Raw genomic sequence first — 12,245 nt, 5'->3', positions numbered from 1 at the left:
TAATGCCGTGCTCATGTGCGGTCGCCAGCAGCTCATCGAAATCTTCCATTGTTCCGAAATCGCTCATAATGTCGAAGTAGTCGGAAATATCGTAACCGTTATCAACGTTCGGCGAATCAAACACGGGGGAGAGCCAGATAACATTAATGCCCAGTTTCGCCAGGTACGGGATTTTTTCGGTAATACCGGGCAGGTCGCCGATACCGTCGCCATTAGAGTCGTTGAAGGAACGCGGGTACACCTGGTAGACCACCGCTTCCTTCCACCACTGCCGCCCGGCGTAGGAAGGAACCGCACGCTCTTCAGTCGTGGTTTCACTACTCATCAGAAGCCTTTCGTTAAGGGTTGCGTCGTGTGGCTTAGTGGGGAACCCCGTAAGCCGCATTGCCGCAGGTATGTCTGTAAAATTTTTAGTCAGGATGCGCCAGCGCGCCACTCGCCGCGCACTCTACGCCCTACCGGTACAGATACACTTTTGCCTCATAGGGTCGCAGAGTGGTGCCTTCGTCCGTGAACTCGCCGTGCTCATTTCGGTAGTTTGAGCTGATCAGTTCGGGCGCTTCTCCCATGGCCGCAAGCTCCTCAATTTTCAGCACACCCGGGTTCTTGAGCGCCAAGGAAGCGAGCTGACCGTCTGCATAGGGCAAAGACAGTGTTTCTTGGGTGAAATTAGCAACCACCAGCAGGGCGCGCTCGCCGGATACGGCGGCATCCTCCGCTGAATTCACACGCAGGTAAGCGTACACCTGCTCATCCTCGAGGTTGAGCACACGGTATTCGCCAGTGAGCACGATGGGGTGCTCTTTGCGCAGGTGAATGAGGTCGCTGTAGTGATAGAAAATAGAATCATCGTTCGCCAATTCTTCGGCGGCGTTAATGTCGGTATACCGCGGGTTCACCTTCAGCCACGGGGTGCCGGTCGTAAAGCCCGCGTTTTCGCTCGCATCCCACTGCATGGGTGTTCGCGCGTTATCTCGACCCGAAGCACTGATGTACCGCAGCATATCCTCGGGGCTAACCCGCTGGGACTCCACCACGTATTTACGCCAGGAATCATGGATTTCAAGGTCGTTGTAGTCGTCTACCGAGTCGAAGAAAACATTGGTCATACCCAGCTCTTCACCCTGATAGATGTAGGGGGTTCCCTGCATCATATGCAGAACCGTGCCGAGCATCTTACCGCTGACCTCACGGAACTCGGGGGAGTCATTGCCGAAACGTGAAACCGTGCGCGGCTGGTCATGGTTATTCCAGTACAGCGAATTCCATCCGCGACCGTGCAGCCCCGTCTGCCAGTGGGTAAGAACCTTCTTCAAATCCACCAGGTTAAAACGAGTATCCGACCATTTGCCGGTGGCGCCGCCTGCGCTGGCATCCACATCCATATGCTCAAACTGGAACACCATCTGCAGTTCGTGGCGGTCAAAACCTGTGTACAGGGCGGCATCTTCCACGCTCACGCAGGGAGTCTCACCCACGGTCATCACCGGGTACTTGCTGAGCACCTCGCGGTTCATCTCGCGCAGGAACTCGTGCACGCGCGGACCGTTCGCGGCCACCGCCAGAGAATTATCTAGCCCTCCAGCGGTGACGGCGGGGTCATCCGGGAAGGAAAGATCCTTAGAGATCAGGTTGATAACATCCATGCGGAAACCGTCGACACCCTTATCAAGCCAGAACCGCATAATGTCGTAGACCTCTTCACGTACTTTCGGGTTTTCCCAGTTGAGGTCGGGCTGCTTCACCGAAAAATAGTGCAGATAGAACTGCTGAGTGCCCTCGTCCCATTCCCAGACCGATGGTGAGAAACAGGAAATCCAGTTATTCGGCGGAATCGGGGTGCCGTCTTCAGAAAACCCGGCAGGGTCACGCCACACATAGTAGTCGCGGTACGGGTTGTCCTTCGCAGAACGTGCCTGATGGAACCATTCGTGCTCATCCGAAGTGTGGTTCACCACCAAATCCATCATGAGCTTAATGCCGTGCTCATGTGCGGTCGCCAGCAGCTCGTCGAAGTCAGCCATTGTGCCGAACTCGGTCATAATCGCCCGATAATCCGAAATATCGTAGCCATTATCGTCATTCGGCGAAGCATAGATCGGGGAAAGCCAGATAACATCTATGCCCAGCTTCGCCAGATACGGAATTTTTTCGGTGATACCGGGCAGATCGCCGATGCCGTCGCCATTGGAGTCGTTGAATGAACGCGGGTAAATCTGGTACACAACGGGCTGTTGCCACCACTGAATTTCAGTTTTCATGAGCTGTCCTTCCACGGAATACATATCAATTTAAAATCTGAAGGCAGAAACGCGCTAAGCTGCGAAACCCCTAAGGTCGCCGCACTATCCGGGCTGTACCTGCGGCGGCGGCACGGGGTGCATCCTGGCAGTGGGCTCGAAACTCGACTCGTCAAGCTCTATCAGCACGCCGCTGTGATCGGAAATCGCCTCAGGAGAATTATCGCGGAATACCACTGTATGCGAAAGTACCTTCACCGCGCGGTCGGCAAACACGAAGTCAATGCGTTTGGCTTCCTCTTGCCCTTCCCACCCGGCAATACCACGATGTACGGTGAACTCACCATCGGTACGGTCGGCAATCTCACGGGTATCCACCAGGCCGGAAGAAAGCACAAGATCGTACCCTTCGCCACGCGCCTGCGCCGCCGTGTTGAAATCGCCTCCTAAGAGAACGGGCGCATCCTGACCGCGCTCGGTGAGGGCCTGCGAAAGCCGCGCAAACTCATGTGCGAAAAGCGGTTCGCCATGAAAATCCCACCACGACATATGGGTGCTTGCACACCACACTGAACCCGCATCAGTGCCAACCCGAACCGCGAGAGAAGACCTGCGCTCAACCCGATCGTAGTTATACTGCGGGCTCATCACAATAGGCTCGATGCGCTCGATAGGCATACGAGAGAGTACAGCTACGCATTCGTCATACCGTTCCCATCCAATATGGGTTTCGGTTAGCGCCCATTCGTACTGAACCCCTAAATCAGCCAGGAACCGCACGAGCAGAAGTGCGTAATTATCCTCGCGGATAGGAATACTGGCCCCGCCTTGGTACCCCAGTGGCGTATCCACAATAGGGGAGTGCAGGTACTGATTCACCTCCTGCAACGCAATAACATCAACCCGATGGTGGGCAATGAAACGGGCAAGCTCGTGAATTTTAACGATCTGGTGAGGCTCGCACCAGCTGTGAGTGTTAAGAGTAAGAAAACGCATCGTCTCTAGAAATATAAAGGTGAGGGGACAACACGCGGTTCTCGCCCTCTGCACTTCGTGAAAATGTCGGTGGAAAGCTACTTTTATATGCTAACCATTTGCATGGTCAATAACGCAGCAAAATACTCACCGGAAACACCAATACTTTTACCCGGTACTGGGACATGTTTCGGGTTCTGAAAAACTATGCCAAAAAACCCGATCAAGGAGGTTTTAGTCCGTAAAAGATGACATGATATTGCTATTAAATAAAACATTGCACCACACGCGCGGGCGCATCGCGCGGTAATTCCTGGCCAACACACGGCAGACACCTAGGCGCCCGCTCACTCTCAACCAGAAAGGGCGTCAGCCTTATGATGGAAAAAATTCAGAGGTTCGGGTCCGCCATGTTGGCGCCCGTGCTTCTTTTCGCCTTCGCTGGCCTAGCGGTCGGTATCGGCACCGTTGCCACCCTCCCAAATATTGTTGGCGATCTCGCGAACGAAGATACCTTCTGGTACCAAGCGTGGACTGTTTGGCTTGACGGCGCATGGACCGTTTTCCGGCAAATAGAGCTCCTTTTCGTGCTGGGTCTGCCGATTGCGCTCGCAAAGACCGCAAACGCTCGTGCCGTCCTCGAAGCCGGAATGGTCTATCTGACCTTCAACTATTTGGTGGCCGGTATGCTGAATTTCTGGGGCCAAGGCGGTTCGGGATTCTTCCAGCTGGATTACAACACCTCTATTTCGCTAGATAACTCGGATTCTTACGGTACCGGTCTGAAAATTATCGCCGGTATTAAGACGATTGATACCGGTATTTTCGGCGCTATCATCATTTCCGCGATCGTGGTGTGGGTCCATAACCGATACTTCGATAAGAAGCTGCCCGACTTCCTCGGTATTTTCCAGGGCACCCAGTTCGTCTACGCGATCTGCTTCTTCCTGATGATGCCCATCGCCTTTATCTTCGCGTGGCTGTGGCCTTACGCTCAGCATGGTATCGCAAGCATGCAGGGCTTCTTCATCGCCTCCGGCGCGTTAGGCGTGTGGATCTACACTTTCTTGGAGCGCATCCTGATTCCAACCGGCCTGCACCACTTCATCTACTCGCCGTTCATGTTCGGTAACGCTGTGACCCCGAACGGTATCGTGAAGGATTGGCCGACCCACATCAGCGAATTTGCCAAGAGCGACAAGCCTCTGCGCGAGCTCTTCCCCGGCGGCGGTTTCGCACTGCACGGTAACTCGAAGATCTTCGCGCCCCTCGGTATCTCGGCCGCCTTCTACACCACGGCACGCCGTGAGAAGCGTAAAGAAGTTCTCGCCCTGCTGATCCCGGTGACCCTCACCGCAATGCTGATCGGTATTACCGAGCCGCTGGAGTTTACCTTCCTGTTCGTGGCACCCCCGCTGTTCGCTGTTCACGCGGTGCTGGCGGCTTCGATGGCGTCGATCATGTACATGCTTGGCCTCTCAGGCAACATGGGTGGTGGCTTGCTTGATAACTTCCTCTTCCTCAACTGGGTTCCGCTGTGGCAGAACCACTGGCCTACCTACCTTATGCAGATCGGCGTGGGTCTGTCCTTCACCGTCATCTACTTCTTGCTCTTCCGATTCCTCATTCTGAAGTTCGATTTCAAGACCCCGGGTCGCGAGGCTGAGGGTGGCGAAACGAAGCTGTACTCGAAAGCCGAATACAAGGCCGCGAAGGCAGCCGAGAAGAAGGGTGCCGCATCCGCAGATGACGCTGGCGATGCAGATCTGTATGCCCCGCGAGCGGCAGGATTCCTCGAACTGCTTGGCGGTGCCGATAACATCACCACGGTGAACAACTGTGCTACTCGCCTGCGTGTCTCGGTGGCGGATGAATCCCTGGTTGATACTTCGGATGCTGCCTTCAAGGATGCCGGAGCCCTCGGTATTGTGCGCAAGGGCAAGGCATTCCAGGTGATTGTGGGTATGGACGTTCCGCAGGTTCGCGAGCGTTTTGAAACCATGGTGAACACCAAAGAGTAAGGTTATATTCACCTTCTAGGGAAACCTACTGAGCTCCTGAATCGAAGACGTTGTAATATTTATGTATTGCGCGTTTTCGATTCAGGAGCTTTTGAGTGGATTTACAAGATGTGGTGAACGCGAACCAACACAGGTTCAGCGATACCGAACGTGATATTTTGGCGTTCATGCTTGAAAACGAAGAATTTGTTGCGGAGGCGACTATCAACTCCCTCGCGCACAAGACCTACACTTCAACCAGCTCCATTATTAGGCTCACCAAGAAGCTCAATTTTTCGGGTTTTGCCGAGCTGAAATACTTCATCAAATCTTCCCTGACGAAGTCGGAACCCTATAACCCGCGTTTTATCGAAAGCGGCCGCGAAGATATTTTGCGCACCTACGATTACCTGGAACATATGGAGCTTTCCGGGCTTTTGAGGAAACTTCATACGGCGCGCACAATCTACTGTTTCGGAACTGGGTACGCGCAACGAAACGCGGTACAAGAATTTGCTAAGTCTATGCAGGTCTGCGGCAAATTCTGCCATGTGATTCCTGCACGCAATGAATTTGAAAGCACCATGAGCGCTATGAATCAGGACGATGTCGTGATTCTTGTCTCCTTCTCAGGACAGACTGAAAATATGCGCGAACACGTCAAAATGCTGGCACTGCGGAAAATCCCCATGATCGCAATTACCGCTATTGGCGTGAACTTTATGTCCTCCTACGCCGAGTACTCACTGCACTACCAAACCACCCCCACCCAGTTGAGTACCCAGCGCAAGCCTTACCACTCGTTCGTGGCGCTCTCAGTGCTTTTGGACTATATTGTGCGCCGGTATATCGACCATGTTGAAACCCAACAGCGCGGCAACTCCACCAAAACAGCGCAGGTTCTTGAAAGTTCTGAATTTAGCGCCGAAACCGGGGCACTCGACGTCGCCGATATACGTGCCCAAGCTGGTGCAGCAGCTATCGATCGGCAGCACACAGACCCATCGGAGACCTAGCCCGTGATCGCAATCCTCGAACTTATCAATAATCCGCAGAAAATGCGTCGATACCTTTTCTGGTATCTCATTATCATGCCCCTGGCGCTCTTTGCGTGGATTCTGTTGGGCGCCGCCAACTCCGGCTTGGATTTCAAAGCTGCGATCAATATTCCGTTTTATGCTGTAGCATTTTTGAACGGGTGCCTGTCGATTCTATTCGCGGGACTACTCAAATTTGCTGCGAGCGAGAATGAACACACCGAACGCATGATTGCCTTCTATACCCTGGTGATGCTGGTGTTTGCAGGGAACCTGCCCGGTGCCCTGCTTGCGTTCTTCCTTTGGTGGGCACTGCGCGAGGCTCCTGAGGAACCCTTCGCCCCCAATTATCGATGGGTTTTTATCGCCTCAATGATTTTCCTCGGGCTGGTAACCCTTCTCGTACTTTTCGCAAATATACGCCTCTGGTCGGCATGATAACGGTACGTGAGGAACGCCCGTTCCCCGGCCTGATCCGTGGAAAAGCACACCGGATACACGGGAATGAGCTGGAGCCTCCGTATGATGTTATGTAAGATTATCCCCACACTCACCACGAATCATCCAAGGACGAGCACACTGTGAACGAAACCCCGGATACACTGGAGAACACCGCTGCTAAGGAACCCCGCAGCGCCGAATTCCAGCCGGAATACCTGGATCCCAGCTCTCCCGCCTTCGACCCCTCGGCGGGTCTTGAACGCTGGGCGCAGCAGATGGACGTGTATACCGGGCCGGATGCGATGCTCGACTTCAACCAGGTCGATTACGTACACATCAATCTCAGTGACGCTAACCCTTCCGGGCTTGCGCAGCTGTTGGCCGGACGCAAAACACGTCTTTCCACCCTGATTCGCGATAAGTCTCTGCTGGGACACGAGATGCGTGCCGCGCGTACCCTGCGCACCAAAATTTATGAGCTCTCGACCGGGCACGGACTCGATGCCGGGTATTTTGTGGCGGGCACCGCATCATGGTTATCGCATGCGATGCGCGATGATGCCAAAGCCTCTGAAAAACGGTTTATCGCGCCAATTCTGATGGCACCGCTGAACCTGACACCGCATCCGAGGAGCGATGATTTTGAGCTGCAGCTAGCTGGCTCTGCACGCCTGAACCCCGCGATGGTGCGCCAAATCAAACAGGAATATGAGATCGACCTGGGCACTATGGATGTTGCGCAGCTCGCCAACTCAATGTCACGCCTGGACCCTGAACCCGTGATCGAGCGGATGCGCGCCTCCGCCGGGCGTATTCCAGGGATGACCATAGAATCAAAGTATTTTATCTCAACCTTTGCGGACCTGAAGGAAAGCATGGGGGAGCTACCGCATACTGCGCATACTCCGCTCGTGCGCGATCTTGCGGCGCTCAAAGTTCCCGGTGCGCAGCCGCGCGAGATGAACGCCCACAACCTGCTGCAGCCCCTCAACCAGCGCGATCCCGCCCAAGAAACGCTGCTGTTCGACGCAGACCCCGTGGCGCAGAATATTATTGATACCGCCGCCAGTGGATTTTCGATGACCGTGACCGCAGCGCCCGGAACAGAACCGTTACGCACCGCCGTGAATATCGCCTCAACCCTGATGGGGCGTGGAAAATCGGTTCTGGTCGTGGGAGAAAAACGTTCGACCCTCGCATCCTTTAGCGAGCTTCTGGGACGCACCGGGCTTAACGATCTGCGCTACGATCTGCTGGCAGAACACACTGCCGAAGATCAGCGAACCGAGTTTATTCGCGCTATCGTGCGTAACGAGAATACCGCAGAGCCTAATTCCACAAATCTTAATCGTGAGCTGATCGAAACCCGCACGGCGCTCACAGATCACACTCATGCACTGACGGCGCGCGACCCACTGTGGCATATTTCTATCAGTGAAGCCTTGCAGCGAGTGGCCGAACTCGCCTCTGAGGAGAGCGCGCCGCAGACCCAGGTGCGTTTTAGCCGTCAGCTACTTGATACCCTGCAAGACCGCGAAGCCATTACCGCCGATATTGTGCGTTTTGCGGAGCTGAACGGGTTCACACGCGCGACTCGCACCTCGCCCTGGCATCGTGCCCGCCTGCTCAACGAAGATGAGGCGGCGGACGCCTACGCCCTCGTCATTACCCTGCGTTCCTCACTTCTTTCCCTGCGCGAGGCGATGAACGCCATGAACGCGGATCTGCATCTGCGCCGGGCACGTACTATAGCCGATTGGGATGCGCAGCTTGCTATTCTGATTCGCATTCGGGAAACTCTCAAGCGCTTCCGGGCAGAGGTGTACGACCGCCCGGTGACCGACCTGATTGCGGCCACCGCATCCGGCTCATGGCGACGGGAAAACCGTATCGACATGAGCAGTATGCAGCGTTCGCGCCTGCGTCGAGCGGCAAAAGAGTATATTTTGCCGGGAGTGCATATTGGCGATCTGCATGAACATCTCAAAGTTGTGCAGACCGAGCGTGCCGAGTGGATTCGGCTTCTTGATTCGCCCAGCACCCCGAAGATTCCCGATAACCTGGATGCTTTGGCGAACGCCCTGCACTCGCTGGGCTCAGAGCTTTCGGGGCTTGAGATCATACTCCCCGATACCGCCGAAGGCGTCGACTTTGTGCATACGGATCTTGACCAGCTCGAAGCCCGCCTGGATGCTCTGCTCAACGACCGCGAAGTGCTCATGAGTCTGCCCGAACGTGACGTACTCTTAGGGCGGCTCACGAATGCGGGTCTGAGCGATTTTCTGGACGAGCTGGGTGAGCGTGAGGCAAACGCATCCGAGGTGACATCGGAACTCGAACTTGCGTGGTGGCAATCCGCACTTGAAGAGCTTCTGGAGCAGCACGCCGAAAAAATTCTTGACGGCGACGAGCTGCGCGATATTGAGGCTCGTTTCCGCCGCGCGGACTACGCCCATATGTCGAGCGCCCAGGCGCGTTTGCTGGCGCATACGGCACGGTTGTGGACGGAACGTATCGAAGAATTCCCCGAGCAGGCTTCGTATCTGAAGAGTCAGCTGCGCGGCCGTGAGTTTGATCTTGAATCGCTTCTGGTGAATGCCCCGGTCATGGCGCGTACTTTGCTGCCGTTGTGGACGGCTAGCCCGTTTTCGCTGGCGCGCCGGGTTCCCATGTCGATGCGTTTTGATGCGGTTATCCTGCTGGATGCTGAGTCCACCCCGCTGGCGGCTAACCTTCCGGCGATTACGCGCGCGGATCAGGTAATCGCCGTGGGCGATCCTCATGCCGGGTTCCCTGCGCCGTTTATTGTTTCGGCGCCAACTTCGGGTGCACCAGCATCGGATTCTCACCGGTTGGAGAGCACTTTTGGGGCGCTTTCACGTCTGCTTCCAAACCGCACGCTCTCGCTCGTGCATCGTCCCTTTGACTGCGTGCTTTTCGACTACCTGAATCGGGAATTCTATGGGTCTCACCTGCGCGAAATTCCGGTGAGCCCGGCATCCCGCAAGCCCGTGAGCACGCTGAGTATTGAGTATATTGATACGCGCGGGAAGGTGAGCGATAACGCGAACCTGGAATCCCCGAGCGTTGAAGTGGACCGTGTAACCCGTTTGGTGCTTGAGCACGCCTACCGCCGCCCTGAACGTTCTTTGGCGGTGGTGACGGCGAGCCCGAAGCATGCCCAGCGGATTGCCGGGGCGGTGCGCCAAGCCTTGAATACGTACCCGCAGCTTGCCGAGTTTTTCAAGCCCGGTACCGAGTCTTTCCGGGTGGTGGATGTGAACCGCGCGGGGTCGCTGGAACGCGATACCGTTATTTTCTCGCTGGGTGTGGGGCGTGCCCGGCTGGGGCAGAGCTCCCATAATCTGGGGCTGCTGTCGGGCCCGCACGGTCGTGAAGGCTTCGTAGTGGGGCTCACTCGCGCACGGCGCGCCACGCATATTGTCAGCTGCGTGAGCCCAGCCGATATGAACGCGCAGAAACTTCACGAGGGTGCGCTGGATCTGTACCGGTTGATGCTCGCATATGAGGAGAACCAGCAGCAGATTGCGGCGCAGACTCCGCGTGAGGACGTTCTCGCCTCTAACGCCTGGTTAGAGACTGAGGACGAGCCAACCGATCCGGTAACTCAGGACTGGCTGCTTAACGATGCGGTAGCACGCCTGCGCGAACGCGGCGTTCGGGTACGTCCCGGCGAAGACGAGATCGCCTTTATCGCGCTGGCACCGCAACAGCTCATTCATACCAAATCTGAACAGGAGAGCGCACAGCGGATGCCGCTCATGGTGGGGTCGGATGTGCTGTTTGATTACACGACCGAGAGCGTGCGTGAGCATACTCGTCTGGTTCCTGAAAGGTTGAGCCGCACGGGCTGGAACTACGTAACCCTTAACACCTTGGAGGTTTTCGCCGATCCCGAGGCAGTGGTGGCGCGTATCCTACGGTATTTGGGCGTATATGCAGATTAGAAGCTTCTGCACCCTCCCAGCAGCGCAGAGTTGAAAGGACGACTCTATGGGTGAGTATTCTCCAACACCGAAACCGCGTAGAGGCCATCGTCGTGCCAGCGGGGGAGGCACATTAGCAGGGGACGAGCCGCGCATCGCGGGCGTGAACGCACCGCTTCATGCGAATACGCCAACGCCTGCACGCAAAGAGACCTCCGGGAAGTCAGCCGCGAATCGAGGAAACCTGCGGCATGCCCGCGGCTCGGCGCAGGAGCATTTAACCCCCGAAGAACGTGCCCGTCTAGAGTGGATGCGCGAACAAAAACCCCCGCACTGGGGCTAGTGCCGCAGTACGGGGAGGGAGCGGTTCTTCGGGTGACTACTCTGCTTGAGACGAGCTTGAGCTAGAACCTTTATCGGTGCTGTAGAACCCGGATCCTTTGAAGACGACGCCCACGGTGTTGAAGCGTTTGCGAAGTGTGTCTTCACCGCATTGCGGGCAGGTGCGCAGAGCGTCCTCGCTGAACGACTGGCGTTTCTCGAAAGCGTGCCCACAGTTTTTGCACTGGTAAACGTAGACCGGCATGGTTCTCCTGAATGACAGATCCTAGGGCAGCCGCGAGCGCGGCGGCTGCCGTGTGTTGCGTATAGAGTGTACCGCGAACCTCACCCGGTTTCGACTTGGGTGGCGTGCCGCGCGGGGCTTAGCGCAGGCAGAATGTTCTTAAGTTCTCGGTCTAGAGCGCGGAATTACCGAGGGGCTCTATACCGCTCTCGGTCAGCACGCGGGGGAGCACGGCATCCCATTCATCGTAGGGAATGCTCTCACGCACCTCCTGGGAGAACACTACGCCTACGGTGCTCTCACGCAGTTTATCTGCCGAAAGGGCAGGGATGATGCGGTCATAGTAGCCTCCGCCCTGCCCTAGACGGCGACCGTTGCGTGCATAGGCGAGCGCCGGAACTAGCCGCAGGTCGGCGGCAACAAAAGCCTGGGTGTCATACTCTTCACCTTCGGGTTCGGCAATGCCCAAGCCATTGAGCGGATGCTCCACGTGTGGGTTCCAGACAACCCAGGCGAGGGTGCGTGCCGGGCGTACTACGGGCACCAGGATGCGGTGCCCGCGCGCGTGCAGGTCGTGAAGCGCTGCGGTGATAGGCGGTTCGGAGGCGGTGGGCAGGTACGCCGCGATAGTTTGCGCCTGCGCGTCCTTGGGGATCAGCGAAAGAATATGGTCGCGGTATTGCTGTTTCATCTGCTCGTGTTCCGCCGCTGTGCGGGCGTTTTTGGCGATCAGGCGTTGCGGGCGAATTTGGGAGCGCAGTATCTGCTTGTCGAGGGCGATATCTTCGGGAGTTTTGCTGTGGGGCGCATCGTTGCTCTCGTGCGGGGCGGATACGGTGCTGGGCTCGGGTTTCATGGTTCTCCTGGGTGAGTGCTTTCACCATTGCGATAATGTTGTGCGGCGAGTGCGATGCTCGGCGATATCTTATAGTGCCTAACCTGCAAAGGTACAGCGGGGTATTTTTAAATTCTTGCACGAAGGTACGTGTCAAATTGTAGTATTACAGGCTGTGAAAGAGGGTGCATGAGTTATGCTTATT

Annotated in this window: 10 protein-coding genes; 5 read left to right on the top strand and 5 right to left on the bottom strand. The window is 56.2% G+C overall.

What is annotated here, in order from left to right; translation table 11 throughout:
• From HMPREF3016_RS04350 to HMPREF3016_RS04340, 3 genes are all read right to left on the bottom strand, one after another.
• A partial coding sequence (locus HMPREF3016_RS04350) for an alpha-amylase family glycosyl hydrolase (RefSeq protein WP_246828458.1) occupies positions 1-325 on the bottom strand: 325 nt, incomplete at its 3' end.
• A gap of 130 nt (positions 326-455) precedes the next feature.
• Entirely contained in the window at positions 456-2,261 is a 1,806-nt protein-coding gene (locus tag HMPREF3016_RS04345) for a glycoside hydrolase family 13 protein (protein ID WP_070740487.1), read from the bottom strand.
• 84 nt (positions 2,262-2,345) lie between these two features.
• Positions 2,346-3,236, bottom strand: coding sequence for an endonuclease/exonuclease/phosphatase family protein (locus HMPREF3016_RS04340; protein ID WP_070740484.1), 891 nt, complete (start codon positions 3,234-3,236; stop codon positions 2,346-2,348).
• A 356-nt stretch (positions 3,237-3,592) separates the two neighbouring features.
• Here HMPREF3016_RS04340 and HMPREF3016_RS04335 point away from each other — a divergent pair, with 356 nt between their 5' ends.
• From HMPREF3016_RS04335 to HMPREF3016_RS04315, 5 genes are all read left to right on the top strand, one after another.
• The gene (locus HMPREF3016_RS04335; RefSeq protein WP_004005202.1) at positions 3,593-5,236 is read left to right on the top strand and encodes an alpha-glucoside-specific PTS transporter subunit IIBC; all 1,644 of its coding nucleotides are present in this window, start codon (positions 3,593-3,595) and stop codon (positions 5,234-5,236) included.
• Positions 5,237-5,331: 95 nt separating this feature from the next.
• The gene (locus HMPREF3016_RS04330) at positions 5,332-6,231 is read left to right on the top strand and encodes a MurR/RpiR family transcriptional regulator (RefSeq protein WP_048754912.1); all 900 of its coding nucleotides are present in this window, start codon (positions 5,332-5,334) and stop codon (positions 6,229-6,231) included.
• Positions 6,232-6,234: 3 nt separating this feature from the next.
• A complete protein-coding gene (locus HMPREF3016_RS04325; RefSeq protein ID WP_004005199.1) occupies positions 6,235-6,690 on the top strand; it encodes a hypothetical protein in 456 nt (151 codons plus the stop codon).
• A gap of 143 nt (positions 6,691-6,833) precedes the next feature.
• Positions 6,834-10,661, top strand: coding sequence for a DEAD/DEAH box helicase (locus HMPREF3016_RS04320; protein WP_070740481.1), 3,828 nt, complete (start codon positions 6,834-6,836; stop codon positions 10,659-10,661).
• Between the two features lie 46 nt (positions 10,662-10,707).
• Positions 10,708-10,983, top strand: a complete 276-nt coding sequence (locus HMPREF3016_RS04315) for an ATP-binding protein (protein ID WP_070618536.1) — start codon at positions 10,708-10,710, stop codon at positions 10,981-10,983.
• A 36-nt stretch (positions 10,984-11,019) separates the two neighbouring features.
• Here HMPREF3016_RS04315 and HMPREF3016_RS04310 read toward each other — a convergent pair whose 3' ends face one another.
• The gene (locus HMPREF3016_RS04310) at positions 11,020-11,226 is read right to left on the bottom strand and encodes an FmdB family zinc ribbon protein (protein ID WP_004005195.1); all 207 of its coding nucleotides are present in this window, start codon (positions 11,224-11,226) and stop codon (positions 11,020-11,022) included.
• Between the two features lie 151 nt (positions 11,227-11,377).
• Positions 11,378-12,061 (bottom strand): 5-formyltetrahydrofolate cyclo-ligase, encoded by a 684-nt coding sequence (locus HMPREF3016_RS04305; protein WP_070740478.1) that lies wholly within the window; start codon positions 12,059-12,061, stop codon positions 11,378-11,380.
• Positions 12,062-12,245 lie beyond the last annotated feature (184 nt).

This window comes from Rothia sp. HMSC065D02, assembly GCF_001815285.1.
Taxonomy (GTDB): domain Bacteria; phylum Actinomycetota; class Actinomycetes; order Actinomycetales; family Micrococcaceae; genus Rothia; species Rothia dentocariosa.
Note: the sequence above shows the minus strand (reverse complement) of the source record. Positions and strands in the feature narration are given on the sequence as shown.